The 24,852-nt window shown below is 63.0% G+C and carries 22 protein-coding genes; 4 read left to right on the top strand and 18 right to left on the bottom strand.

The genetic code is table 11. The features are described 5' to 3' along the window. Positions 1 to 166: 166 nt before the first annotated feature. The 3 genes from DIC66_RS12695 to DIC66_RS12685 all read right to left on the bottom strand — a co-directional run bounded on the left by DIC66_RS12695 (position 167) and on the right by DIC66_RS12685 (position 2,872). The gene (locus tag DIC66_RS12695; RefSeq protein WP_117177947.1) at positions 167 to 709 is read right to left on the bottom strand and encodes a hypothetical protein; all 543 of its coding nucleotides are present in this window, start codon (positions 707 to 709) and stop codon (positions 167 to 169) included. 391 nt (positions 710 to 1,100) lie between these two features. Further along, positions 1,101 to 1,598 (bottom strand): hypothetical protein, encoded by a 498-nt coding sequence (locus DIC66_RS12690; RefSeq protein ID WP_117177735.1) that lies wholly within the window; start codon positions 1,596 to 1,598, stop codon positions 1,101 to 1,103. A gap of 554 nt (positions 1,599 to 2,152) precedes the next feature. Next, on the bottom strand, positions 2,153 to 2,872 hold the full coding sequence (locus tag DIC66_RS12685) for a ZIP family metal transporter (RefSeq protein WP_117177733.1): 720 nt from the start codon (positions 2,870 to 2,872) through the stop codon (positions 2,153 to 2,155). A gap of 92 nt (positions 2,873 to 2,964) precedes the next feature. On the opposite strand from DIC66_RS12685, the gene DIC66_RS12680 reads away from it, so the two are divergent. After that, positions 2,965 to 3,273, top strand: a complete 309-nt coding sequence (locus tag DIC66_RS12680; RefSeq protein WP_117177731.1) for a TFIIB-type zinc ribbon-containing protein — start codon at positions 2,965 to 2,967, stop codon at positions 3,271 to 3,273. 175 nt (positions 3,274 to 3,448) lie between these two features. On the opposite strand, the gene DIC66_RS12675 is transcribed toward DIC66_RS12680, so the two are convergent. From DIC66_RS12675 to DIC66_RS12620, 12 genes are all read right to left on the bottom strand, one after another. Continuing rightward, positions 3,449 to 4,087 carry a response regulator transcription factor gene (locus DIC66_RS12675; protein WP_117177730.1) on the bottom strand — a complete coding sequence of 213 codons (639 nt, stop codon included), beginning with the start codon at positions 4,085 to 4,087 and terminating at the stop codon, positions 3,449 to 3,451. Positions 4,088 to 4,097: 10 nt separating this feature from the next. Further along, entirely contained in the window at positions 4,098 to 6,293 is a 2,196-nt protein-coding gene (locus DIC66_RS12670) for a PAS domain S-box protein (protein WP_117177728.1), read from the bottom strand. A gap of 51 nt (positions 6,294 to 6,344) precedes the next feature. Next, positions 6,345 to 8,024 carry a SulP family inorganic anion transporter gene (locus DIC66_RS12665; protein ID WP_117177726.1) on the bottom strand — a complete coding sequence of 560 codons (1,680 nt, stop codon included), beginning with the start codon at positions 8,022 to 8,024 and terminating at the stop codon, positions 6,345 to 6,347. Positions 8,025 to 8,057: 33 nt separating this feature from the next. Then, complete coding sequence (locus DIC66_RS12660) at positions 8,058 to 9,026, bottom strand: GlxA family transcriptional regulator (RefSeq protein ID WP_117177724.1); 969 nt, start codon at positions 9,024 to 9,026, stop codon at positions 8,058 to 8,060. A gap of 18 nt (positions 9,027 to 9,044) precedes the next feature. Beyond that, entirely contained in the window at positions 9,045 to 9,881 is an 837-nt protein-coding gene (locus DIC66_RS12655; protein WP_117177722.1) for an ABC transporter permease, read from the bottom strand. Beyond that, positions 9,878 to 11,104 carry an ABC transporter permease gene (locus DIC66_RS12650; RefSeq protein ID WP_117177720.1) on the bottom strand — a complete coding sequence of 409 codons (1,227 nt, stop codon included), beginning with the start codon at positions 11,102 to 11,104 and terminating at the stop codon, positions 9,878 to 9,880. The genes DIC66_RS12655 and DIC66_RS12650 overlap by 4 nt, the downstream gene beginning before the upstream one ends. A 22-nt stretch (positions 11,105 to 11,126) precedes the next feature. Next, complete coding sequence (locus DIC66_RS12645; protein WP_117177718.1) at positions 11,127 to 12,194, bottom strand: ABC transporter substrate-binding protein; 1,068 nt, start codon at positions 12,192 to 12,194, stop codon at positions 11,127 to 11,129. Positions 12,195 to 12,229: 35 nt separating this feature from the next. Next, positions 12,230 to 13,312 carry an ABC transporter ATP-binding protein gene (locus DIC66_RS12640; protein WP_117177716.1) on the bottom strand — a complete coding sequence of 361 codons (1,083 nt, stop codon included), beginning with the start codon at positions 13,310 to 13,312 and terminating at the stop codon, positions 12,230 to 12,232. 32 nt (positions 13,313 to 13,344) lie between these two features. Then, entirely contained in the window at positions 13,345 to 14,556 is a 1,212-nt protein-coding gene (locus tag DIC66_RS12635) for a M24 family metallopeptidase (protein ID WP_117177714.1), read from the bottom strand. Positions 14,557 to 14,804: 248 nt separating this feature from the next. Further along, positions 14,805 to 15,776 (bottom strand): GlxA family transcriptional regulator, encoded by a 972-nt coding sequence (locus DIC66_RS12630; RefSeq protein WP_117177712.1) that lies wholly within the window; start codon positions 15,774 to 15,776, stop codon positions 14,805 to 14,807. Between the two features lie 103 nt (positions 15,777 to 15,879). After that, positions 15,880 to 17,460, bottom strand: coding sequence for an NAD(P)-binding protein (locus tag DIC66_RS12625; RefSeq protein WP_117177710.1), 1,581 nt, complete (start codon positions 17,458 to 17,460; stop codon positions 15,880 to 15,882). Between the two features lie 4 nt (positions 17,461 to 17,464). Beyond that, entirely contained in the window at positions 17,465 to 18,379 is a 915-nt protein-coding gene (locus DIC66_RS12620) for a LysR family transcriptional regulator (RefSeq protein WP_117177708.1), read from the bottom strand. 112 nt (positions 18,380 to 18,491) lie between these two features. On the opposite strand from DIC66_RS12620, the gene DIC66_RS12615 reads away from it, so the two are divergent. After that, positions 18,492 to 19,283, top strand: coding sequence for an SDR family NAD(P)-dependent oxidoreductase (locus DIC66_RS12615; RefSeq protein ID WP_117177707.1), 792 nt, complete (start codon positions 18,492 to 18,494; stop codon positions 19,281 to 19,283). A gap of 1 nt (position 19,284) precedes the next feature. Here DIC66_RS12615 and DIC66_RS12610 read toward each other — a convergent pair whose 3' ends face one another. Together DIC66_RS12610 and DIC66_RS12605 are read right to left on the bottom strand one after the other, a co-directional pair. Then, positions 19,285 to 20,829, bottom strand: coding sequence for a polyamine aminopropyltransferase (locus DIC66_RS12610; protein WP_233505901.1), 1,545 nt, complete (start codon positions 20,827 to 20,829; stop codon positions 19,285 to 19,287). After that, positions 20,826 to 21,038, bottom strand: coding sequence for a DUF350 domain-containing protein (locus DIC66_RS12605; protein WP_117177705.1), 213 nt, complete (start codon positions 21,036 to 21,038; stop codon positions 20,826 to 20,828). Before DIC66_RS12605 ends, DIC66_RS12610 begins: the two co-directional genes overlap by 4 nt. A gap of 302 nt (positions 21,039 to 21,340) precedes the next feature. Between DIC66_RS12605 and DIC66_RS12600 the strand changes: the two genes are divergently transcribed. Together DIC66_RS12600 and DIC66_RS12595 are read left to right on the top strand one after the other, a co-directional pair. Further along, positions 21,341 to 23,326 (top strand): methyl-accepting chemotaxis protein, encoded by a 1,986-nt coding sequence (locus DIC66_RS12600; protein WP_158558907.1) that lies wholly within the window; start codon positions 21,341 to 21,343, stop codon positions 23,324 to 23,326. 21 nt (positions 23,327 to 23,347) lie between these two features. Continuing rightward, entirely contained in the window at positions 23,348 to 24,283 is a 936-nt protein-coding gene (locus tag DIC66_RS12595; RefSeq protein WP_117177701.1) for a GGDEF domain-containing response regulator, read from the top strand. Positions 24,284 to 24,288: 5 nt separating this feature from the next. On the opposite strand, the gene DIC66_RS12590 is transcribed toward DIC66_RS12595, so the two are convergent. Further along, on the bottom strand, positions 24,289 to 24,756 hold the full coding sequence (locus tag DIC66_RS12590; RefSeq protein ID WP_147321303.1) for a hypothetical protein: 468 nt from the start codon (positions 24,754 to 24,756) through the stop codon (positions 24,289 to 24,291). Positions 24,757 to 24,852: the final 96 nt, after the last annotated feature.

The raw sequence follows: 24,852 nt of genomic DNA, 5'->3' as shown, positions 1-24,852 counted from the left end.
GCGTTTTGCTGCCTTCGCCGCAGTCTCAGTGGCCGCCTGAATGGCCTTGGGTCCCTTTTTGGCAAGCCCCTGAATCAAGCCGGACTTGTGGGCAGCATCGGCCTCTGCCCTTCTAAAGGCGGCGAGGAGTTCGGCATGGGCAGGGGATGGATTCACAAGGGCCTCTTTAATTGCAACTGAATACATACTTGCCCTTGATCTTCCTGGGTGAAAAGAAGGCAAAGTCTGGAAATATCTTCCCGCGCACATACCAAACATAGGCCAGGACGCCCGCTCCAATTGCAATGCCGACAGAAGACGCTATCGGAGTTGCCATGAAACCTTTAAGCGATTGTGGCAATTGAATGATTGCAAGAAAAATGTACCCGTTGTACATACCGACGTAGTGCTTGTAAAAGCCCCAAGCGAACAGGATGGGAATCAGGGCCAACAGCGCGCCCACAACCCATTTGGCGTTGGGCCCCAGGTGCGCACCGACTCCATATCCGATGATGGCCGCGAGGAGCGACTGGGCAACCATCAAAAACACCAGGTTGTCCACCTTGCGGCTATGTTCGTCGCACAGCCGCGCATCTGCGTAGGCAGCAATGAAATAGGCAAGTTGGCTGTCCTTTATTCCCTGACCAGAAAGCCGGGAAAACACTTCCGACTTTGCAGCGCCAGACGACAAATCTGCCACAACTTTGGCCTTGATGTCTTTTTTGCTCATGCCCATCTGTGACTCTCCCATACCAGGCAAACACAACCAATTCGCGCTGCATTTTGACAGTGCCTTCCGATTTTTGCCATCACCTGAAGGGGAGATTTCGGTACGTTTTAACTTGCTTCCATGTTTCAGCCACGCGACCGTCTAGAAACGCCGCGCGTTGACCGCCGGCACAGTCCCTGGTTTGCGCAGCAATGTGCGGCAGAAGTTCTTACAAACCCTTGTCCCGCAAAAATGCCTGTAGCGCCTTGCTGCATGGCCTGACCGACATCAACGGCTAACGCCGGGTTGGCAGCCAGCAGTCAACCTGTCTCAGGAAAACGGGGCCTGCAATGAAACCGCCAGGGTTCACAGCTGCGATTGCAATGTTCCCTTCACACGTTCCGGTTTGCGCCTAGTTTGTAATCAGAAGATTGAGCGTTACGACTTGGACCGAATCATAGGTAGACGTCGCTACCAGTGTGACAGGAACGTCTGCCAAAAGTGGATAGCGCGCGTACGTATCCAATACCGCAGAGGATCGGTTCAGTGGGGTTGCGGTGATACTGATGCCTGAGTAGTAAATCTGCACCCCGCTACCAATCCGACTACCACCGACCAATAGCGTCCAGACCACGGGTTCACCCGCATCGAGTATCACGGACTGACCGGCATGCACTGCCAATGCAAGCGAGCCACCCGGGGCCACCGGCGTCGCGCTGAGCAATTGCCCACCCACGGTTACACCAATGTTGAAATCGACTGGTATGCGCGCTTCGCCGCCCCCACCGCATGCGGTCAACAGCAAGGCGGTTGACAGCGATGCCGCCAGCAAAAACTGCCGACGCTTGCCAAAGCGCTGCCTTGGTTCTGGGATATCAGCTCCAACCATTGCGTTGATAGCTATGAACATATGCGCCTTTGTTGAGTCATGGCGTATCCAACGGACACCGCAGTGGTTCCGATGACCCCCCAACCTGGCCGGATGACTCAATCGACGGACTAATGTGTCAGCAAAGGTAGCTTCCAAGGAGTACCCCGGAGTTGTCGTGTAGCACGACTGCACCACAGCCACTTCGATGACGTCAAGGGGATGGGCCTCGCAGTATGCATGTGCCGGACGCTGCGTTCTCAGGCGCGCATGCTCAGCGCGTAACCCGGCCAGTTGCATTTGCGCCGGGCCCCCCTGGTCGCCCTTGAGCAGCCTTGGGGCTTCCCGCTTGGATTCCCAGTGTGTACCGGGCCCGGCGTTTCGGCTCGCGCATTTCGCTCTCCCGAACTGGTTTTTTCTATCAGCGATGGAGTACGTTTTTCGGGGCATTGGCTGAACTTCGTGCGGGCCCGAAGGTACGTGTTGTCGGTACCAGCAATGGGCAGGCAATGTTGGCTGTAACTGCCCTCTATGCGTCATGGCCTTGGCCGTTCAGGTGGTGGCGTGTTGTTCGGCAAGCATTTGAAATGCACGGCTCAACGGCCAATCAGCTGGATACTCCAGAAGGCCAGAAAGCCGCCAAACAGCACCAGGGTGGAGACCGGCTTTTCTTCCACCTCGTGGGCCTCGATCAGCAGTTCTTCGGTCACCAGGTACAGCAGGGCCGCCGCACTGAAGGCCAGGGTGCCACCAATCACCGCATGCGAGGCCCCGGTGAGCAGCACACTGCCCAGCACCGAGAACAGCAGCACGGTGAGGCCCAGCGCACCTGAGAGCGCAATGATGCGCCGCCCCGAAGTGGCGCTGGAGGCCAGGGCCAGGCCCAGAAACAGCAGCTCCACCGACAGGCCCAGCGCCAGGATGGTGCCGGTTTGTCCACCCGCAGCAAAGCCGGCCCCAATGATGAAGCCGTCGGTGGCCACGTCAATAGAAGTGGCCAGCAGCAAGCCGCTGCCCATGCCCGCAGCGGCACCAGACAGGGTGGCCTGATGTTCCATGCGCAGGGTCCAGAGCTTGATGCCGTACATGAACAGACTGCCCAGAGCAAAGCAGGCAATCAGCACCAGACTGGGGGCATGTTCGCGTTCAATTTCCGGCAGCAACTCCACCGCCAGAGCGGCCAGCACCACGCCGGCCGCAAAGTGCTGGATCAGACTGCGTGCCTGGTGCCCGGGCGTCCAGACCGCGGCAAGAACCCCGCCCAACAAGGCCACCACAGCAGGTATGGCCATGATCAAAAAGTCGTGTGTCGTCATGCATTAAGTCCGGGTTAACAATCCACTACAACAATCGCGTGGTTGGGCTTGCATCCTATGCAAGCCACCTTTTTACAGGCTTAAGGATTTCCATGAAATGCCCCGTATGCGCCACGCCCGACCTGCTGATGAGCGAGCGTCAAGGAATCGAAATTGATTACTGCCCGCAGTGCCGTGGCGTCTGGCTGGACCGCGGTGAACTCGACAAGATCATTGAGCGCAGCACGCGCGATGCGGCACCCGCGGCCAATCTGGCCACGCCACAGGCTACAGCACCCATGCAGCCCGTGCAGGCACCGCCGCCCTACTACGATCAGCGGCATGGCCACGACAACAAACATGGCCATCACAGCCAGGGTTATGTGCGCAAGAAGTCGGTATGGCAAGAGCTGTTTGATTGACGTTCACGCCGGCAGTTGGTGCTAGCGGACACACCAATACCCCATCCAGGGGGACGACACCACAAGAGCCAGGTCGCTGGGTGCCCTAGCCAAAGCGTGGCTGGCCGCGAAGGCATCACTTTTGAATTCACGTTTCGTCGCCATGGCAAATCTCCACACAATCAGCTGCTGACATTCACAAACCGTTGTCCCGCAAAAACACCTGCAGCGCATTGCTGTTGGCCAGCTCCAGTTTGGCAAAAATCTTGGCGCGGTGGGCTTCCACGGTGCGGTAGTCGATGGGGTTGTCCGGGTCTTCCTGCGTGAGGCGCTGGGCGCACTCCTTGCTGGACAAACCTTGCGCCACCAGGGGGGCCACCTGCTTTTCGCGTGCAGTGACTTTGGCCCAGAGCTGCTGCGCCTGCAGGCGCGCGCGGCGCGCCACGGCGATGCTGGCGGCCTGTGCTTTGGCGCGCGCTATGGTCTCCATCAACTTGTCATCACTGCAGGGTTTTTCCAGCCAGCTCACCGCGCCCTGCTGCATGGCGCGCACGGCCACCGGGATGTCGCCGTGGCCCGACAGGAACACCACCACCAGCGGGCTCTGGCGTTGCTGCAGTTGCTGGAACACATCCAGGCCGCTGAGGCCCTGCATGCGCAGGTCCAGCACCAGCACGCCGTTGGCGTCGAGCTGCGCACCGGCCAGAAAGGATTCGCCACTGTCAAAGGTCTTGACGCTGCAGTCGCTCAGGCGCGACAGCAGCAGGCTGCCGAGTGAGCGGCGCACGGCCTCGTCGTCATCAACGATGTAGATGTGGAGCAGCTCGTTCTGCATGGCGCGGGCCTCAGGTGGAGGTGGAAGTTGAAATGGGAAGGTAGACGGTAAACACGGCACCGCCCTCGGCATGGTTGTGCCACAGCAGTCGGCCGCGGTGCGCCTCTACGGTGGTGCGGCAGATGTTCAGGCCCAGCCCCAGGCCTTCGGGCTTGGTGGTGAAGAAGGGCTCAAACAGCTGGGCCTGCACGGCCGGGGCAATGCCGGGGCCGCGGTCCGTCACGCGGATGAACACCATGCCGTCTTGGGCACCTGCATCCATACCTGTCTCCACGTGCAGCACCTTGTCGGCAGGCGGCACGCCCTGCATGGCCTGCAAGGCGTTGAGCAGCAGGTTGAGCACCACCTGCTCCATCAACAGACGGTCCGCCTGGAGGGTGGGCAGGCCCTCGGCCAGCTGCGTGGTCACACGCGCCTGCTGCTGGCGGATTTCGGGGCGCAGCAGGGCCAGCACATTGGCCACCATGGCGTTCACCGTGCAGTCCTCAAAGCCGCTGGTCTGCAGGCGCACAAAGCCGCGGATGCGGCTGACGATGTCGGCCGCGCGGTGGGCCTGGGTGCTGATGTCGGCCAGCGTCTCACGCAGGGGCTCGCGCTGCTCGCGCTCGGCAAAGGCCTTGGCCGCGCCAGAAAAGCTCACCAGCGCCATCAGCGGCTGGCCCAGCTCGTGGGCCAGGGTGGAGGCCATCTCGCCCAGGGTTGCCAGGCGGCCGGTGCGCTGCATGCTGGCGGCCTGCAGGCGCTGCTGTTCCTCCAGGCGTTTTTGCTCGCTGATGTCCACCACCGAGCTCATCCAGCCGCTGTGCTGGCCGCGTCCGTCAATCAGCGCGGCCGAGTAAATCATGGTGTGCACATCGTGGCCGTCGCGGTGGCGTATGCGCGACTCAAAGCCGTGCATGCCGGTCTTGCCGCTGAGCACGGCCTCGTTGTCCTGCCAGTGCTTCTCCATGTCCTCGGGGTGCCAGTAGGGATAGGGTGGCAGCTGGCCCACCAGCTCCTCTGCGGAGTAGCCGGTGATATCGCACAGGGCCGGATTGGCGTAGATGATGCGGCCCTGCAAATCACGCGCGCGCATGCCCACCACCAGCGAGTCGCCCATGGCCTTGCGAAAAGCGTGAGCCTCCTGCAACTCGGCGGTGCGCTCCTGCACACGAACTTCCAGCTCGCTGCGGTGGCGGTGCAGCTCGGCATAGCGGCGCTCGCGCTGCTGCCAGACCTTGTAGGCCAAGAGCAGCACCAGGACCAGCAGCACGGTGAGGACTTGGCCGGTGCGCCGGGCCCAGGTCACGGGTGCGAGGTCGGTCATCACCACCAGCTTCCAGCCGAACTCCGGCAGGTCTTCCTCCAGCGACAACAGCTGCTGCGCGCGCTGGTCTATCACCGCGTGCGTCTCGAAACTGCCCTCATCGGCCTCGCGGCTTTGTTGCCAGGCCGGGGGCTCAAAGTTGAGACGGTCGCCGTACTGGCGGTTCCCGCGTATCCAGGCCAGCGCCTCGGCCGAAAGGGGCCGTGTGGCCTTGTACTGCCAGGCGTCGATGGAGCCCAGAAAAATCACGCCATAGGCATCAGCCAGGTACACCGGCTCCTTGGTGCGGCGCCAGGCCTCTTCGATATCACGCAGGCTGACCTTGATGGCGACGACACCCAGTGGGCGGTCGTAGCCGCGCACGGGTGCCGAGATGAACATGCCGGGGACACGGGTGTTGCTGCCGATGGCATAGAAGAAGCCATCGCGCCCGTCCATCGCATCCTTGAAGTAAGGGCGAAAGGCATAGCTCTGGCCGACAAAGGTGTCGGCGTCTTCCCAGTTGCTGGCCGCCAGCGTCACGCCACGCGCATCCATCAGGTAGAGCGCGTTGGAGCCCACGCGGCCACTGGCCTCCTGCAACAGGCGGTTCACCCGGCTCACCAGCACGGTGTCTTTGGGCGCACGCAACAAGGCTTGCACATCGGGGTGCTGCGCCGTGACAAAGGGAATGTGGTTGTAGCGCGCCACCGTGCCGCGCAGGCCCAGGGCCTGCACTTCGATCGTGCGGTGAATGGCCTCCACCTGCACGCGCTTCTCGCGCTGCGCCATCCAGGTACCGGCCAGCCAGGCCAGGGCGAGCACCAGCGCTGCGTAGGACGCCCAGAGCAGGGCGCTGCGCCAGGTGGGGGGTGCTGGGGTTGGTTCGGGTGGCGGGGATGGTGAAGATGGGGGTGGCATGCAGCGTGGGTTATTCATCCAGAGGGGGCATTGTCGGCTGAAGGCCAGTGCCTAAACCGAAACCTGCTTCAGCCCTGCGCCGCGCACCGCCCCCTCCGCAGCATCCGCCACACTCCAGAACAGCCGCGCCTCGCTGCCCACACCCTGCGGATCGACGTGGCCCAGCAGTTCGCGCACGGTGGTCTTCACGCGGGCCAGCAGCAGTTCCTGGCCAGTGCCTTGCAGGCTGTGGCGCAGCTCCAGCAGGCAGTCCACGGCGGTGCTGTCGAGGTCGGCACTTTCTTCCAGGCTGAGGATGACGGTGTGCAGGCCCTCGCGTGTGCGCGCCACGCGCAGCACCTCGCCCACCACGCGCTCGGCGCTGCCAAAGAACAAAGGCTCTTCGGGGCGCAGGATCAGCACCCCCGGTCGGGCCACCGCGCCCGGCTGCGTTTGCAGGTGCACATAGTTGCGGCTGGCGTCGAGCTCACCCAGCTCATGCACCACCGGCTGGCTGAAACGGTGCAGGGCCGCCAGCACCGACAGGCCCATAGCGGCCAGCATGCCGTCCAGCACGCCCAGCAACAGCACCGCCAGCACGGCGGCCAGCAGCAGCAGGCGGTCGCGGTTCATGCGCCACACGGCCAGCAGGGGCCGCACCGAGAGCGCATGCCACAGCGCGCTGACCACAGCCACAGCCAGCACCGGGCGGGGCAGGTATTGCAGCGCAGGCAGGGCGAACCCTATGGCCAGCAGCACGGCGCCCAGGGCATAGGCGCCCGCGCGGCGGCTGAGCGCACCGGCTGCGGCATTGGCGCTGGTGGCAGAAAACCCGGCCCCCACCGGCATACCCTGCAACAAGCCAGAAGCCAGGTTGCAGGCGCCCAGCACCAGCAGCTCGCGGTTGGGCTCCAGGCTGTCGCCATGCAGCAGGGCCTGGGTGCGCATGCTGCCCCAGGACTCGGCAAACACCAGCATCACCAGACCAAAGGCCAGCTCGCCCGCTCGGGCCCACTCCGTCAGCGGCAGTTGCGGCAGCCCCAGGGCGAATGTGGGTGCGGCCACCATGCCGATCTGGCGCACGCCCAGGGCCTGCCAGTTCAGCACCGGTGCCAGGCCAATGGCCAGCACCATGACCAACAGCGAGGCCGGCAGACGGGGCCACCGCCGCAGCCCCAGCATCAGGCCCGCAGCCAGCAGGGCCACGGCCAGCGTAGCCCCATGCCATTGCGCCACGTGAGACAGTGCAAAGTAAGCCAGGTGCAGCGGGTCGCCCTGCGCGGCTTGCGGCACCTCCAGCCCCAGCGCATCGGGCAGCTGTTTGATGACGATGGACACCGCCAGCGCAAAGCCAAAGCCCTTGAGCACCGGGCGCGACACATAGGACGAGAGCTGGCCCTGCCGGGTTGCGGCCAGCAGCATCAGCAGCAGTCCACACAGCAGCACCAGCGCCATCACCACCTGCGTGTAGACGGCGGCGTTGGCCGCGCTGTAGGCACCCGTCATGGACACGGCAGCCGCCGCGGCCAGGGTGGCGGTGGACGAGGTAGGTGAGACCACGGCAAAGCGGCTGCTGCCGAACAGCGCATAGATGGCCAGCCCCAGCACCACGGCGACGAGCGCATGGCCCACCGGCACATGTGCCAGCCCCGCATAGGCCACGGCCTCGGGCAGCAGCAGGCCGGCCACACACAGACCGGCCACCAGGTCAGGGCCGGTCAGCGTTGCAGGGCTCCACTCGGGTTTGCGCATAGCCCAAGTATGCGGCGCGAAATTCAGGAACGTCTATCGGGCCGCAGTCTGCTGTGCCCGCAAGTCACTGGGCGTGATGCCAAACTCCACGCGAAAGCTGCGCGCGAAATGCGAGCGGTTCACAAAACCGCTTTGCATTGCAATGTCGGACACCGGCTCCTGCCCGTGCAGCAGGCGGTGGCGCGCATGGGCCAGGCGTATGCGCAGGGCCATCACACTGGGGCTGCAGCCCACCTCGGTTTTGAACAGACGCTCGAGCTGGCGCACGCTTACCCCCACATGGCGGGCCACAAACTCGGCCGACAGCGGCGACTCCAGGTTACGCTCCATCAGCAGCATGGCCTTGCGCACGCGCAGGTCGCGCGTCTTGGGCGTCTGGAAGGGTTGGGGTTGCGGAAAGCGCGCGGGCAGCGTGGACTGCTCGATCATGATGCGCAGCGCTTTTTCGGCCGCGGCCTCGCCGCAAAACTGCTTCACCAGATGCGCGGCCAGATGGACCACGCTGGTGCCACCGGCACAGGTGAGGCGGTCGCCATCGATGATGAAGAGCTCGTCCGAACTCGCCTTGAGGTGCGGGTACAGCGTGCGGAACTCTTCATGGTGGAACCAGCTGATGCAGCTGTGCCGGTCCTGCATCAGCCCCAGGCGCGCCAGCACAAAGCTGCCGGTGCAGATGCCCACCAGCGGCACCCCGGCCACAGCAGCCTGCTGCACATACGCGGCCATGCCCTTGGAGAGCAGGTCGGTGGTGAGCGTGCCACCCACCACCACGATGTAGTCAAAGTGCTTGGGGTCCTGCAGTTCGGAATCCGGGTTGACGCTGATGCCACTGCTCGAGCGCACGGGGCGCATGGTGTCGCTCAGCACCGCCCAGGCACACAGGATGGGGCGGCTGCGGTCGCCCTCGTCGGCGGCCAGGCGCAGCGTGTCCACAAAGGCCGACAGGGCCAGCATGGTGAAGTTGGGCGCCAGCACAAAGCCAACCGAGAGTTTGCGTCGCATGCGCCCCTTTGCAGCCCCCTACTCGCGTATGCCGCGCAGGGCCACGCTGCGTCGGCGCAGGAATTCAAGGGTTAGCAACATAGTCACGGACAGGATGATAAGCACAAAGGCCGCCGCCAGGATGGTCGGAGAGAGTTGCTCGCGCAGGCCCGACCACATCTGGCGCGGCAAAGTGGTCTGGCCCGGCCCGCCCAGGAACAGCACCACCACCACTTCGTCAAACGAGGTGGCAAAGGCAAACAGTGCGCCCGACAACACGCCGGGCCAGACCAGGGGCAGCATGATGCGGCGAAACGCCACGAACGGGGAGGCGCCCAGGCTGCGCGCGGCACGCATCAGGCCCATGTCAAAGCCGGCCAGCGTGGCGCTCACCGTGATCACGACAAAGGGCATGCCCAACACCGCATGGACCAGGATGATGCCCAGCAGGTTGTTGGCAATACCCAGCCTGGAGAAGAAGAAGTACGCACCCACGGCCAGCACCACCACCGGAACAATCATGGGCGAGACCAGCACCGCCATGATCAGGCGCTTGCCGGGCAGGTTGCGGTGGTTCAGCCCCACAGAGGCCAGCGTGCCCAGTGTGGTGGACAAGGCTGTGGCGCAGATGGCTGTGATCAGGCTGTTGGCAATGGCATTGCGCCAGACCGGATTGCCAAACAGGTCATCAAACCAGCGCAGGCTCCAGTTGCGGATCGGGAAATTGAAATACGGGTCCTGGTTGAAGGCCAGCGGCATCACCACCAGCACCGGCGCAATCAGAAACAGAAATATGGCAGCGCAACCAAGCAGCAGCGCCCAGTGGCCCACGCGTTGCAGCGGCGTGGTGTAGAGGGGTAGGGCAGCGTGGCTCATCCAAACCTCACATTGGTAACACCGACCACGCGGTCATAGGCTGCGTACAGGGCCAGCACCGCCGTCAGCAGGATGGCTGCCAGCGCAGAGGCCAGGCCCCAGTTGAGTGAGCGCCCCAGGTTGTCGGCAATGAAGTAGCTGATCATCTGGTCGGTGGCACCGCCCACCAGGGCCGGTGTGATGTAGTAGCCCAGCGACAGGATGAACACCAGCAATGCGCCGGCGCTGATGCCGGGCAGGCATTGCGGAAGATAGACACGCACAAAGGCGGTGAAGGGATCTGCACCCAGCGAACGCGCGGCGCGCACAAAGGACGGCGGTATGGAGCGCATCACCGAATACAGCGGCAGGATGGTGAAGGGCAGCAGAATGTGCGTCATGGCCACCACCACACCAAAACGGTTGAAGATCAGGGGCAGGGGCTCGGAGATCAGGCCCAGGGCGGTGAGCAGGGAGTTCACCACGCCTTCTTTTTGCAGCACAACGACCCAGGCTGTGGTGCGCACCAAGAGCGAGGTCCAGAACGGCAGCAGCACCAGGATCAGGAGCATGTTGGCGGTCTTGTCCTTCAGGTGCGCCAGCAGATAGGCGATCGGAAAACCCAGGCACAGGCAGGCCAGCGTGACGGTGAGCGCCACACCGACGGTGCGCAGGAAGATGTCGACGTAGATGCGCTGGTCTTCGGGTTGCTGCGCCACTTCGCCATTGCTTTGGCGCCGCAGGTCGAGCGCCTGCAGAAAGAAAAGCGTATGGGTGCTGGAATGCAGGTTGCGGATGGTGCCCCAGATCGCGGGCTGCGCCCAGGCCGGGTCAACCTGTTCAAAAAACGGCTTCCAGGGGCCACTCTCCTGCGCCCCCACCTTGCGGGCAGCCCGCATGAAGATGGTGCGGGAGCCGGTCTCTTCAAAGTTCAGCCGCGTAGCCATGGGGCTGGCTTTTTCGTTGTCCATCGCCAGCTTCAGGTCCTGCGCCAGCGCCTCGAACACGGGCTCGGGCGGCACCAGGATGCGCGAGCCGTTCCACTGCTCCAGGGCCGCCACGGTGCGCGGCAAACCCTCGGGAATGACAGGATCGTAAAAGCTGTTGAGCAGCACGCTGCCCAACGGCAGCAAGAAACTCAGCGCCACAAAAATGAACAGCGGGGCAATCAGGGCATACGCTCGCAAATGGCCTTTGCGTTCGGCTTTGCGCAAACGGCTGACAAGATGGTCCGTGCTGTTCATGGTGGCTCTGCTTTCCCGTAACTTATTTGGCCAACCAGGCGGAGAAGCGCTTGTTCAGGTCGTCACCATATTCAGACCAGAATTCGGCGCTGGTGAGCATCTGGCGTCCGGCGTGGCCGCCATTGGGCAACCACTCCTTGGTGGCCGGGGCAATCTTGGCCAATGAAGATGCGCGGGCCGGTGCATAGGGAATCCACTTGGCCTGCTCCGCCAGGGCCGTGGTGGAGGTGGCAAAGCGCACAAACTCCTGGGCGGCTGCAGCGTTCTTGCTGCCCTTGACGATCACAAACAGATCGGGCACCTGCACCTGGCCATCCCACACCAGAGCGAAGTCGCGCTTGTCTTTCACATTGGCATCAACGACGCGGCCGTGGTAGACGCTGGTCATCACCACCTCACCGGAGGCCAGCAACTGGGGCGGCTGGGTACCCGCTGTCCACCAGACCACGCTGGACTTGATGGTGTCGAGCTTCTTGAAGGCACGGTCCACACCAGCGGGAGTGGCCAGTACCTTGTAGACATCAGCCGGGGCCACGCCATCGGCCATCAGCGCCCACTCCAGGTTCACGCTGGGGTTCTTGCGCATGCCGCGCTTGCCGGGGAACTTGGCCAGGTCAAAATAATCGTTCAGGCTTTTGGGGCCCTTGGCACCGAGCTTGGCCTTGTCATAGGCGACCACATTGGCATAGAAAATCGTGGCCACCGCACAGGGCGTGACCAGACCAGGGCCGAAGTCCTTGGCGGCTGGCGTGCCGGTGTCACTGGCAGGCAGTTTGCTGGCGTCGATTTTTTCAAACAGACCTTCTTCACAGCCCTTGATGGCCTCGGCCAGCTCCACATCCACCACATCCCATTTGACGTTTCCGGTCTTCACCTGGGCCGCAATCTCGGCCAGATCACCGTTGTAATCCTGGACCACCACCTTGGTGCCGGTCTTGGCGGTGAAGGGCTTGTAGTAAGCCTCTTCCTGGCTCTTGGTGTAGGCACCGCCCCAGGAGGTGACGGTGATTTCCTGCGCAGCCAGAGGCGTTGCACACAGCACGGCAACGCCCGCCAGGGCGAGTGCTCCAACGTGGATTTTCTTGAACATGGTCAGTCCTTTATGTGAAGTAAAAAAAGAGGGGCTCATACACCATCCAGCGCACGGCAGTCCGACACGTTCCAGCCCAAAGCCAGTTGCGTGCCAGAGACCAGCACCAGATCACGTCCATCGTTGGGGAGGGTCACGATGAATTCTTCCAGCCCGCAGGTCTGCAGACGCACGCGGGCATAGCGGCCCAGATAGATCACGTCCACCACCGTGGCGGTGACCTGCGTTTCCATCGGGGCTGTAGGGTTGAGGTGCACGCGCTCGGGCCGCACCGAAAGCCGGGTGTTGTCACCAGCGTGCAGGGCACCCACAGCCATGGCATCCATCTGCACACCATCGGGCAACTCGACGCGGCAACGTTCGCCGCTGACTGACAGCACACGGCCCTGCAAGGTGTTGTTCTCGCCGATGAACTGGGCCACAAAGGCATTGGCCGGGCGCTCGTACAGGTTGGTGGGTGTGTCGATCTGCTGGATGCGCCCCTGGTGAAACACGGCGACCCGGTCCGACATGGCCAGCGCCTCGGTTTGGTCATGCGTCACATAGACGATGGTGATGCCCAGCTCTTCGTGCAGGCGCTTGATTTCATATTGCAGCTGCTCGCGCAGTTGCTTGTCCAGAGCGGAGAGTGGCTCATCCATCAGCACCAGCTTGGGCTCGAACACCAGGGCACGCGCCACTGCCACGCGCTGCTGCTGCCCGCCCGACATCTGTGCCGGGCGGCGCGACTCAAAGCCGCTCAGGCCCACCTTGGCCAGGGCCTTGGCAATCTTCTCCTTGGCAATCGCCGCAGGCACCTTGCGCACCGAGAGCGGAAAACCCACGTTCTCTTCCACGCTCATGTGCGGAAACAGCGCGTAGTTCTGGAACACCATGCCGATGTCGCGGTGCTCCGGGGCGATGGCATTGATGGGCTTGCCGTCCAGGTAGATTTCGCCGGATGTGGCGGTCTCAAAACCGGCCAGCATCATCAGCGTGGTGGTCTTGCCGGAACCCGAGGGCCCCAGCAGGGTCAGGAATTCGCCCTTGGCAATGTCGATGTTCAAATCGTGCACCACCAGTTGCACGCCGTCATAGGTTTTCTCTACATGCTCAAATTTGACGAAGGGCTGGTTCATGGTGGTGCAGTGCTCGCGGGATGGGCCAGGGCTCAGGCCTGGATGATGTTGTGCTCCGGACCGAAGGGGAAGCCGGTGATGTTCACGTGGCCGGTTTCGGTGACCACCAGAATGTCGTGCTCGCGGTAGCCACCAGCACCCGGCATGCCTTCGGGGAGCATGATCATAGGTTCAATGGACACCACCATGCCGGGTTGCAGGACGGTATCGATGTCCTCGCGGAATTCCAGCCCGGCTTCGCGGCCGTAGTAGTGCGAGAGCACACCAAAGGAGTGGCCGTAGCCAAAGGTGCGGTACTGCAGCAGGCCGTGTTCTTCGTAAATCTTGTTGAGCTCGTTGGCCACATCGCAGCAGCGCACGCCGGGCTTGACCAGCTTCTGGCCTTCCTCATGCACCTGCACATTCACCTCCCAGAGCTTGCGCGATGCCGCGTCGACTTCACCGAAGAACAGGGTGCGCTCCAGCGCCGTGTAGTAGCCCGAGATCATGGAGAAGCAGTTCAGGCTCAGGATGTCGCCGTGCTGCACCTTGCGGGTGGTGACGGGGTTGTGCGCACCGTCGGTGTTGATGCCGGACTGGAACCAGGTCCAGGTGTCCATCAGCTCGGTGTGCGGATAGCGCTTGGCAATCTCGCGCACCATGGCCTGGGTGGAGGCCAGGGCCACTTCGTACTCGGGCACGCCTTCTTTCAAGGCGGCCACCAGTGCGGCGGCACCGATGTCGCACACATTGGCGCCGTTGGTGATGAATTCGATTTCTTCGGCGGACTTGATCATGCGCATTTGCATGCAGTCGGCAGCGATGTTGACAACCGAGACACCGGGCAGCACGGACTTGATCATGTCCAGGCGCTCGAGCGGCAGGTGGTCAAACTCCAGGCCCAGAGTGCCGCTGTTGGCAATTTCCTGCTTGAGGGCGCGGAAGTAGTTGCCCTTTTGCCAGTCGGTGTAAATCAGCGCGCGGTCGGCCACGCCCTTGCGGAAGGGCTGACCGCCGTCGATGTTGGCGGCAATCAGCACGGTCTTGTCCTGCGTGACCACCAGGCCGTAGAAGCGGCCGAACTGGCAGTAGACAAAGTCGGCGTAGTAATTGATGTTGTGGTAGCTGGTGAAGAGCACGCTGTCCACGCCCTTTTTGGCCATCATCGCGCGCAGCTTACTGATGCGGTTGGCGTACTCGGGGAGCGAAAAACTGTTGCGGACTTTCTCGCCATTGTCGATGTAGATGAGGTCGGGCATTGCCATGTTGGGACTCCTGTTGGTTTGCTTCGTTGGATGAAGTGTGCGTGCACAAGGCCAAAGCAGGATGTCCCATTACGACAAATACATGTCTATAAAAGGCTGGCAACTATTGCGACATTTGCAAGGGTTTTTACCCATGCACCAAACTGATATATCCCTCGCACTTCACTGGTGCGTCACAGGAGAAATAGCTCGGAAGGCAAGGACTTTCTGTCGACAGTCGCGCTGGTCAAAAAAAACAATTGCGTCTGTTAAATGTCTTTATGCGACAGACCAATGCCGCGCTCGACGCGATCCACCCGCGGCGATGCACCAAAGCGGGGGGTGTAGCGTGCGGTGAGATGCGAGGCCGAAGCAAAGCCGGTTTCATGCGCAATGTCATTGAGGCTCTTGTCACTGCGCTGCACCAGGATGCGGGCGCGCGTCAGGCGGATATCCAGATAGACCCGCTCGGGCGATTTGCCCAGCTGTTTTTTGAAGCGCCGCTGCAGGCTGCGCGGCTCCACTTTGGCAAACTCTGCGATCTCGGCAATGGTCAGTGGCTCACTGATATTTGCTTCCATCAATTTGAGCGCATCGATGGTGGTGGAGTCCGTCACGCGGCTCTGGTGGATCACCGACACGGTCTGCGTATCGGTCAGGCTGCGCCGGTCGGCAATCAGGAGGTTCGCCACCTCGTTGGCAAGCTGGCGGCTGCCGGGTGGCTGCGTCAGCAGATAGGTCATCAGGTCGAGTGGCGCCACACCCCCGCTGCAGGTAGAACGGTCACGGTCCACTTCAAAGAAGTGCTGCGTCACGATGATGTTGGGAAAGCGTTCCACCATGGCCTCCTGGTCTTCCCAGTGGATGGTGCAGCGGTAACCATCCAGCAACCCGGCCTGCGCCATCAGGTAGGCGCCCGTGTCCACCCCGGCCAGGGGGATGCCCGCACCGGCCGCTTTTTTCAGCCAGATGGTCAGCGCGCTCAAGCCCCGCTTGGGGATGGGGTTGGGGCCAATGACAAAGATGGTGTCCAGGCGCGGCGCATTGGACAGCGAACTGTCCGACATCACCAGAATGCCGTCGCTGGAAGCCACCAGGCCACCGTCTATGGATAGCAGCACCGTCTTGTAGATAGGCCGACCCATGACCTGGTTGGCAAGGCGCAGCGGGTCCACACAGGCGCTGAGCGCGATGAGCGAAAAATTCGGAACGATGACAAAACCGAAGGTGAGTGTGGACATGGATAGCGGCCTTTGCAAAGCAATCTGTCCGATTGTTCCACGCGCTTGGGTACCATCCATGCGGGCGATAGCGCAGGACTCACAAGTCCTCTTCACACGAGGCTCAAGCGCCAGCCAAGTGCCCTAACGCAAAGGCTTCTTCAAACACCGAATAGCCGGCCCAGTCGCTGTGGGCAAAGCGGATGCGGCCGAAGGCCGGTGGCACCTGGCCTGCGCGGCCGCCCTTGTCGGGCACGGGAATAGCCATGGCGTGGCCGTAGCGGGTGATGTCCATGCGCGTGGCCTTGGCGCCCAAGTCCGGGTGGGCGATGGAGAGTTCGCGCAGGATCTCGTCGCGCCACTGCGCCCACGGCTTTTGCAATAACAGTTCGCGGCCTTTCTTTGGCCCGCCCTCCACACTGCCCAAGGCCCGGTAGTAGGTGAGCACGGTGGCACCCGGCACCGGCAGCAGGCTTTGGTGCATGGCATCCACATATCCCAGACCAGGGGCGGTAGCGGCATCGCCATAAATCAGGTTGTCCCAGCTGGGGGCCGGGCCGGGTCGGTCAAACAGCGGCTTGTCGATGTGGAGGTTGGCCACCAGCCAGGGGGCATGCACGGTGCGCGCAGCGGCCTCCTGCAAAAAGCCTGGGGCGTTTTGCACGATGCGTGCGGCCACGAACACGGGCAGCGCCACCACCACCTGCTCGGCCTGCCAGCGCTCCACCGTGTGGGTGTGGGTGTTGAAGGCGTCTACTTCCACGCCGTGCTTGCCAGGCTCAACCCGCAGCACAATCTGCCCGGTGTGCAGGCGCTCGCCCAGGGGTGCGGCCAGGCGCCGCGTGAGCCAGGCATTGCCCTCGGGCCAGGTGAGCAGGCCTTCGCGCTCACCGGACTCGGCACCGGGTGCGGAAAAGCCGTGGCGGCTGGCGAAGTAGTGGATGCCGGCCCAGGCCGACACCGTGCCAATGCCAGCGCCATAGTCGTCGCGGCAGCAGTAGTCCAGGTACCAGCGCAGGTGCGTGTCATTCAGGCCCTGCTGGTTCAGCCAGGCCGCAAAGGTCTGGGCGGCCAGTGCCTGCTTGAAAGGGGTGTGGGGCGAGCGCCAGGCCGGCAGGCTCCAATGCACCGTCTTGCGGGCTTGTTCCACCAGTGCAGCAAAAGCGCGGTACTGCGCCAGTGTGGCTTCCCCCACACCCTGCACGGGCAACAGCCCCTCCTGCCAGGCGCCATGGAAGAACAGGCGCTCCTGTGGGCTGTGGCACAGGTGGCGTTCATCGTATTGCCAGCGTCCGGAGACGCGCTGGCGCAGGCCCAGCTCTTCCAGCAGGTCCTGCACCTCGGGCGCGTCCGGGCCGGGCAGTGGCAGGTAGTGCGCGCCCAGCGGGCAGGCTATTGCCTCCACACTGCCACCCCGCGCGTTGCCACCGGCCTCGTCCTCGAGCTCCAGCAGCGCGAAGTCATTCATGCCGCGCAGGCGCAGGGCGCGGGCTGCGGCAAGCCCTGCCACACCGCCACCGGCAATCAGCACGCGGGGCTTGTGTTGCACAGACGGCGCAGGCCAGCTGCGGGTGTCACGCAACTGGTGGCCGCGTGTGTGGTTGATGCCGGTAAAGCCGCCCTGGATTGCGCGGTCCGCATTGCAGCCCGCTAGGGTCAGCAGCGATGCGCCTGCGGCGCTGGCCAGTAGGTGACGGCGTTGCATCGCCTCAGCCCGCGTCCAGCGCGCAGTGTTCCGTCACCACGCGTGCGAGCCAGTCCATCACCACCCGCACGCGCGTGGACTGGTTGCGGCGGCTGGCATAGACCAGCGACAGGGGCATGGGCCGGGCCTCATATTGCGGCAACAGCAACTGCACCGCGCCGCTGCGTACGAGGTCACGCAGGCCCACATAGGGCGCCTGGATGATGCCCAGCCCGGCCACGCAGGCGGCCTGGTAGGCCTCGGCATTGTTCACACTCACCGGTCCGGGCATGGGCAGCGACTGGTCCACACCACCCTGCACGTATTCAAAGCCGCCCGAGCGCGCGCCGAGCACGGCCACGTAGTGCACCAGGCGGTGCGCCTGCAAGTTGGCCAGCGTCTCAGGGATTCCATAACGCGCGACATAGCCGGGGCTGGCGGCATTGACCATGCGCAGCTCGCACAGCGGCCGGGCGATCAGGCCGGGCTCGGCCAACTTGCCGGCACGCAGCACGCAGTCAAAACCCTCGCGGATCAGGTCCACGCGGCGCTCGGTGCTGCTCACTTCCACCTCCAGTTGCGGGTGGTGCTGCAGCAACTCGGGCAAGCGCGGCAGCACGGCGTTGCGGGCCATGATGGTGCTCATGTCGATGCGCACCCGGCCCTTGAGGGTGTTGGCATTCTTCTGCTGAAACATGGTCTGCAGCTCGTCCATGTCGGACAGTGCGTCGGTACAGCGCTCGTAAAAGGCCTGGCCGTCCTGCGTCAACAATACCTTGCGGGTGGTGCGGTGCAGAAGGCGCGCGCCCAGCAGGTTCTCGAGTTGCTGCACCGAGGTGGACACCGTGGCCCGCGGCAGGCCCAGGTTGTCGGCGGCCTGGGTAAAGCTTGAGAGTTCGGCCACGCGCGAAAAAATGCGCATGTGTTCCAGCAGGTTCATTGTTTGAGTTTACTGAACAAAGCAATCAGGCACAGGGGCTTTATCGGTTCATGGTCGACCAATAGACTCCAGCCCAGACACCTTTGTTTCAACCGCTTGCAAGGAGCATCCCATGAGCACCACCACGACATCCACCACCAAAGATACCCATCAGCGCATCGCCCTCATCACCGGCGGCAGCCGGGGTCTTGGCAAGAGCACGGCCCTGCACCTGGCCCAGCAGGGCGTGGACGTGATCCTGACCTACCAAGCGCAGCACACCGCAGCGCTTGCCGTGGTCGCCGAGATCGAAGCCATGGGCCGCAAGGCCGTGGCCATGCAACTTGATGTGGCGCAGAGCAGCAGCTTTGCCGCCTTTGCCGAGCAGGTGGGCGCAGCCCTGCAAAACCATTGGGGCAGCAGCACCTTTGATGTACTGGTGAACAACGCGGGCACCGGTGCCCACGCATCGATTATGGAAACCACCGAGGCGCAGTTTGATGCGCTGGTGAATGTGCACTTCAAGGGCACCTTCTTCCTCACGCAAAAGCTCTTGCCGCTGATGCGCGACGGCGGGCGCATCGTCAATCTGTCCTCGGGTTTGGCGCGCTTTGCCCTGCCCGGCTACGCGGCCTACGCGTCCATGAAGGGTGCGGTGGAGACGCTGACCAAGTACATGGCCCGGGAACTGGGGCCGCGCGGCATTGCCGTCAACGTGGTGGCGCCGGGTGCGATTGCCACCGACTTCGGCGGCGGCGCGGTACGCGACAACCCGCAGCTCAACGCCTTCGTGGCCGGGCAAACCGCCCTCGGACGCGTGGGCGAGGCCGATGACATAGGCGCCATGATTGCCTCGCTGGTGGGCAGCGACAACCGCTGGATCAATGCGCAGCGCATTGAGGTGTCGGGCGGCATGATGCTCTGAGCTATTTCGCCACCCGCCCCCACTCTTCCTCGTAGGTGCTCACCAGCACCTGGTTGGAGAGGCGGTTGATCTCGGTGGGCACACTGTCCATGTCCTGCGGGAAGTCAAACAGCAGGGGCAGGCTCTTGGTGTTCAGAAAGCGCAGGCCTGCAGGCAGCGCGTTGGGAAGGTGATACGGCCTGCGGCTGGCGATCACGAAGCCCCACTCGCCAAAGCTGGGCACATGGGCGTGGTAGGGCGTGGCGCTCAGGCCCACGGATTCCACGGTGTGCACCACAGTCCAGAAGCTCTTGCGCGCCACCAGCGGTGATGTGGTCTGGATCACCGCATAACCACTGGCCGAGAGGTGCTGGTCCAGCAGGGCGTAGAAGGCGTTGGTGAAGAGTTTGCCCACCGAGAAGTTGGTGGGGTCGGGGAAGTCCACCACGATCACGTCAAACACCTCGTCTGAATGTTCCAGGTAGCCAAAGGCATCGGTGTTGACCACCCGCACCTTGGGCGAGGACAGCGACTGCGCGTTCAGTGCAGAGAGCACCGGCTCGTCCGTAAACAACTTCGTCATGGCCGGATCCAGCTCGACCAGTGTGATGCTTTCCACGCCCGGGTATTTGAGGATTTCGCGCGCCGCCATGCCGTCGCCACCGCCCAGCACCGCTACTTTTTTAGGCGCACCGTGTTCGGCAAACGCGGCCATCACCGGGTGCACCAGGGCCTCGTGGTAGCGGTATTCATCGCGCTGGGCAAACTGCAGGTTGCCGTTCAAAAAGAGCCGGTAGCCCAGGCGGCCTTCGCCGGGCGCGTTGGTCACCACGATCCGCTGGTAGGGCGTGGTGAGCGCAATCACCGCGTGGTCCTGGTAGAGCTTGTCTTCGGCCCAGGTGGTGATGTGGTCGGCCCATACAAAAGCCCCGGTGAGCGCGGCCAGCGTGGCCGCGCAGGCCAGTACATGGGAGCCGAAGTGCCGCAGCTCATGGCGGAACAGCCACAGGGCCCACAGCGCCACGCCCGCATTCATCAGCCCGAACAGCAGGCCGGTGCGCGCCAGGCCCAGGTTGGGCACCAGCAGCAGCGGGAAGGCCACCGACACGGCCAGCGCGCCCAGGTAGTCAAAGGTCAGCACCTGCGAGACCAGGTCCTTGAGCGCCACGTTTTTTTTCAGCATGCGCATGACCAGCGGAATCTCCAGCCCCACCAGAATGCCCACCAGCATCACCAGCGCGTAGAGCACCAGGCGAAAGGACTGGGGCACGGCGGCATGGGCCACAAACAGCAGCAGCGGCAACAGGCCACCGGCCAGGGCCACCAGCAGCTCGATGCGCAGGAAGTGGGCACTGAGCTGGCGCTCCAGAAAGCGCGACAGGTACGAGCCCACGCCCATGGCAAACAGGTAGGCACCGATGACGGTGGAGAACTGCAGCACCGAGTCGCCCAGCAGGTAGGACGCCAAGGCACCCGCCGCCAGCTCATAAACCAGGCCGCAGGCCGAGACGACGAAGACCGAGATCAGCAGCGCCAGCTCGACCGGGCTGGGGGGATTGGGCCTCAATGTATAGCGGCAGCCACAATGATGCAGATGCCCAGCGACATGGCGGCCACCACCAAGGCCAGGGCCTGGTTCTGCTTCTCCACGATCTCCAGCCACAGGTTGTAGGGCGTGAGCTTGTCGATCACCAGAAAGCTGATCCAGAAAATCAGCACACCCGCCAGCGCATACACCACCGAGCCCAGCAGGATTTCAGGTTTCATCCATTCCATAGTGTGTCCTTCTTGTGAATCGTTGTGGCTGTTTATACCGCCTGCGCGCCCAACCGGCGCATACCGGCGCATACCGGCGCTCAGGGCACTTGTGTCACCCGGTAAACGCAGGCTTTAAAAATTGAAACTTCCATTACACTTCTTCGCGCAGTAATTGATAAAAACACATGGCCAGACTGGTTCAGGGGTTTGAACTTCCGTTCCACCACTGAAGCGCGCCATTGAAAGAGGTTCATGGCAAATATGAATTTGGGGGTCCACTTCGAAGTCCGTCGCAGCCAATGCTCCGCAGGAGCGCGCGCATGAGCCAGCTGAGTGCAGAGCTTCGGCAGTTTCTGGCGCCTACCGATGGCGATGACGAGCCGGTTTCGGCCTCCCACTCCCATGGCATCTGGGGACCCGGCATTCGGCTGATGCGCAACCTGCGCTTTGTGCTGAAGGCCGCACTGATTTGCTCCATGTTCGTGATCCCCATGGTGTGGCTGACCTGGTCTTACCTGTCCAACATCTCCACACAGATCGACTTCTCCGCCAAGGAACGCGTGGGCGTGCAATACAACCGGACCTTGCTGCCGGTATTGGCTGCAGCGCAGGAACTGCGCCACGCCACCGCCAGCGGCGAGGCACAGGACACCCCAAAAAGTGCACTGAAAGCAGCACAGGACAAACTGGCAACGGTTGACGCGGAGCTTGGCGCAACGCTGGGCGTGTCCAAGGCCTATGCCTCAGCGGGTACGGCCTTTGCTGCCTTGGCGCAATCCGGTGCCGACACCGCATTCAAGAGCCAGACCGACTATGTTGCCGCCCTGCAAAGCCTGCTGGCCCAGGCCACCGATGCCTCCAATCTGACGCTGGACCCGGACATTGACTCCTACTACCTGATGGATGCGGTGTACTTTCGCCTGCCGGATATTTCCGAAAACACAGCCAAGCTGGCGGCGTTGGGGCAAGCAGTCATGAAAGCCGGGACGGCCACGCCCGCGCAGCTGCGCAGCATGGTGGAACTCGCCGCCCTGGCCCGCTTCCAGTTGGTGAACATGCAGGACGGGCTGGCCAAGGCTCAGGCCTACAACCCCACACTAGCGGCCCGTTTGCAGGCCGCCGAGGCCCTGGAAACCAGCACAGCACTGGTGGGAACCGCAAGCAAGGTCTTGATTGAGGCTCAGGACTTTTCACCTGCCAGCCAAGCCGCCCTGGCTGGCGCAGCGTCCAAGGCAAGCCAGGCGCAATATGCGCTGACGGACCGGGTCACGGTCGCGCTGGATGATCTGCTGGCCGTGCGACTGGGTGGCATGCAAAACCAGCGTATTGAAACCTCCATCGTGCTTGCCGTGGGCCTGTTGCTGGCCCTGTACCTGTTCTACAGTTTCTTTCTGGTCACGCGCGGCGGCCTGCTGCTCATCAGCAAGCACCTGGACGAGATGTCCACCGGCGACCTGCGCCACCGCCCGCGCAAGCCCTGGGGCAGTGACGAGCCGGCCAAGGTGATCACGGACCTGCGCAAAGCCTACGACTCGCTGCACATCCTGATCCGCAAGGTACGCCACTCGGCGCGCGCCCTGCACAGCGCGGCGGCTGAAATTTCTGCCGCCAGCACCGATCTGGGCGCACGCACCGAATCCAGTGCCTCAGCGCTGGAGGCACAAGCCTCCACCATGCACGGCATCAGCACCATGGTCAGCTCAACCGCAGAGCGCGCAGCCATGGCCGCCGCGTTTGCGGAAGAAAACCACCAGGTCGCGGCAAAGGGCAGTTCGGTGTTCGCACAGGTGGTGGGCACCATGCGCGACATCCACACGTCTTCGAGCAAGATCAACGACATCATCAGCGTGATCGACGGCATTGCCTTCCAGACCAACATCCTGGCCTTGAACGCGGCCGTAGAGGCGGCGCGGGCTGGCGAGTCAGGCCGGGGCTTTGCGGTGGTAGCCAGCGAGGTGCGTCTGCTGGCGCAGCGCAGCGCCACGGCAGCCAAGGAGATCAAGGCCCTGATTACGGCCAGCGTGGAACGTGTGGACAGTGGCACCCGGCTGGTGGAGGGTGCGGGCCAGACCATGACAGACGTGGTGGCCAATGCACAACAAATCAACGCCTTCCTGGGCGAAATTGCCACGGCCGCACGGGTGCAGGCCAACTCGGTCAACGAAGTGGGCAACTCGATCCAGGAGCTGGACCAGAACACGCAGCAAAACGCCGCGCTGGTGGAAGAGACCAATGCCGCGGCTGGCGCACTGACCGCACAGGCGGACGCACTGCAGGACGAGATTGCCAACTTCAAGGTTGGCTGAACCCACGGCACACACCGCACCATGAAAATTCTTCTTGTGGACGATGCGCGCTCTGTGGTGCAAGTCATGACCTCGCGGCTCAACAGCTACGGCTATGAAGTGGTGCATGCCGAAAACGGCCAGAAGGCGGTGGAGGTTTTCCCGGCGGTGTGCCCCGACCTGATCCTGATGGACATCGAGATGCCGGTGATGAACGGTTTTGTGGCCACCAACCAGATTCGGGCCATCGAGGCGACCCAGGAATGGGCCTGGACGCCCATCATCTTTTTGACCTCCTCGGACACGGTGCAGAACCTGATTACGGCCATCGAAGCTGGTGGTGATGACTTCATGTCCAAGTTTGTGCCCGAGCCGGTGCTGCAGGCCAAGATGCAGGCCATGAGCCGCATTGCCGGCTTGCGCCAGCGCCTGGCCGTGGCCAATGCCAAGCTGCAAAACATTGCCGACCACGACGGCCTCACCGGCCTGCTCAACCGCCGCAGCATGGACCGCAAGGTGGACCATGCCTGGTCCACCGCCCTGCACGGTGGCGACTCGTTTGGGCTCTTGATGCTCGACATCGACAACTTCAAGAAATACAACGACCACTACGGCCACCAGGCCGGTGATGACTGCCTGAAGATGGTGGCCAAGGCGGTGGAATATGTGGCCCATTCCACCAACACCCAGGGCCTGACGGCCAATGCCTTTGCTGCACGTTACGGCGGTGAAGAGTTCGCAGTCACCATTCCCGGCGCTTCGTACGCGGCTTACGAGCATGTATCGCACGCCATCGTCCAGGCCGTGCACGACCTGTCCATTCCGCACGAGAAAAACAGCGAGTGGGGTGTGACCACGATTTCGGTAGGTGGCACCTGGCTGGAGGCTGCCAATGGCGAAATCAAGCAGGTATTCCGGCTGGCTGATGAAAAGCTCTACATGGCCAAGGAGCGCGGCCGCAACCGGGCCGAGGTCTAGGCTCGCTACAAAAACCAGTCAGGATAGACGTAGCGCGCCTGGCTCAGCAGCTGGTCGCCCAGCACCATCAGGGCCTGCAACTCGGCCTGTGCCACCGGCTCGGTGGAGCCATAGGCGATCAGCTCGCGGTGCGTGTTGGCATACAGGATGTCGTTGGTCAGCCGCACCGGCAGGTGCAGGCATTCGCAGGCGAGCTGCATCACCATGCCACGGTGGCCAACCAGGCCGGTGGGCAGCACACCATGCAGGTAAAGAACCCCCAGGCTGAGCGAATGGATGCCTTCGTTGACCATGAAGAAGCGCGCCAGCTCGCCGAACTCTTCTGTCTTGCCATTGCGGATGCAGCACACCGCATTCGACAGCAGCTTGAGGGCGGCGAACTCGTTGAACTGGATGGTCTGCAACTGGCCGCTCCAGAGCAGCACCTGGAGCTCGGAGGGCAGCGCCCGCTGCAGGCTGGTGGTGGCATTCATTTGGGGGTGGCCCTGGTTGATTCTTTCCTCTTGGTTATCGGCCAATGGGGCCCAAACAGGAGGGGAAATTCCAGCCCATGGCACGCTTGTGCGCAA

It is taken from the genome of Rhodoferax lacus (genome assembly GCF_003415675.1).
GTDB classification, from domain to species: Bacteria; Pseudomonadota; Gammaproteobacteria; order Burkholderiales; family Burkholderiaceae_C; genus Allorhodoferax; species Allorhodoferax lacus.
The sequence above is the reverse complement of the archived record's forward strand: the minus strand, read 5'-3'. Positions and strand labels throughout refer to the sequence as shown.

Coding starts and splice junctions, on each gene's coding strand:
- DIC66_RS12675 (WP_117177730.1), bottom strand. CDS start 4,087: ATGCAGAACGAGCTGCTCCACATCTACATCGTTGATGACGACGAGGCC.
- DIC66_RS12680 (WP_117177731.1), top strand. CDS start 2,965: ATGAAATGCCCCGTATGCGCCACGCCCGACCTGCTGATGAGCGAGCGT.
- DIC66_RS12600 (WP_158558907.1), top strand. CDS start 21,341: ATGAGCCAGCTGAGTGCAGAGCTTCGGCAGTTTCTGGCGCCTACCGAT.
- DIC66_RS12615 (WP_117177707.1), top strand. CDS start 18,492: ATGAGCACCACCACGACATCCACCACCAAAGATACCCATCAGCGCATC.
- DIC66_RS12690 (WP_117177735.1), bottom strand. CDS start 1,598: ATGTTCATAGCTATCAACGCAATGGTTGGAGCTGATATCCCAGAACCA.
- DIC66_RS12635 (WP_117177714.1), bottom strand. CDS start 14,556: ATGGCAATGCCCGACCTCATCTACATCGACAATGGCGAGAAAGTCCGC.
- DIC66_RS12655 (WP_117177722.1), bottom strand. CDS start 9,881: ATGAGCCACGCTGCCCTACCCCTCTACACCACGCCGCTGCAACGCGTG.
- DIC66_RS12685 (WP_117177733.1), bottom strand. CDS start 2,872: ATGACGACACACGACTTTTTGATCATGGCCATACCTGCTGTGGTGGCC.
- DIC66_RS12590 (WP_147321303.1), bottom strand. CDS start 24,756: ATGAATGCCACCACCAGCCTGCAGCGGGCGCTGCCCTCCGAGCTCCAG.
- DIC66_RS12660 (WP_117177724.1), bottom strand. CDS start 9,026: ATGCGACGCAAACTCTCGGTTGGCTTTGTGCTGGCGCCCAACTTCACC.
- DIC66_RS12620 (WP_117177708.1), bottom strand. CDS start 18,379: ATGAACCTGCTGGAACACATGCGCATTTTTTCGCGCGTGGCCGAACTC.
- DIC66_RS12645 (WP_117177718.1), bottom strand. CDS start 12,194: ATGTTCAAGAAAATCCACGTTGGAGCACTCGCCCTGGCGGGCGTTGCC.
- DIC66_RS12630 (WP_117177712.1), bottom strand. CDS start 15,776: ATGTCCACACTCACCTTCGGTTTTGTCATCGTTCCGAATTTTTCGCTC.
- DIC66_RS12595 (WP_117177701.1), top strand. CDS start 23,348: ATGAAAATTCTTCTTGTGGACGATGCGCGCTCTGTGGTGCAAGTCATG.
- DIC66_RS12695 (WP_117177947.1), bottom strand. CDS start 709: ATGAGCAAAAAAGACATCAAGGCCAAAGTTGTGGCAGATTTGTCGTCT.
- DIC66_RS12665 (WP_117177726.1), bottom strand. CDS start 8,024: ATGCGCAAACCCGAGTGGAGCCCTGCAACGCTGACCGGCCCTGACCTG.
- DIC66_RS12670 (WP_117177728.1), bottom strand. CDS start 6,293: ATGCCACCCCCATCTTCACCATCCCCGCCACCCGAACCAACCCCAGCA.
- DIC66_RS12640 (WP_117177716.1), bottom strand. CDS start 13,312: ATGAACCAGCCCTTCGTCAAATTTGAGCATGTAGAGAAAACCTATGAC.
- DIC66_RS12650 (WP_117177720.1), bottom strand. CDS start 11,104: ATGAACAGCACGGACCATCTTGTCAGCCGTTTGCGCAAAGCCGAACGC.
- DIC66_RS12625 (WP_117177710.1), bottom strand. CDS start 17,460: ATGCAACGCCGTCACCTACTGGCCAGCGCCGCAGGCGCATCGCTGCTG.
- DIC66_RS12605 (WP_117177705.1), bottom strand. CDS start 21,038: ATGGAATGGATGAAACCTGAAATCCTGCTGGGCTCGGTGGTGTATGCG.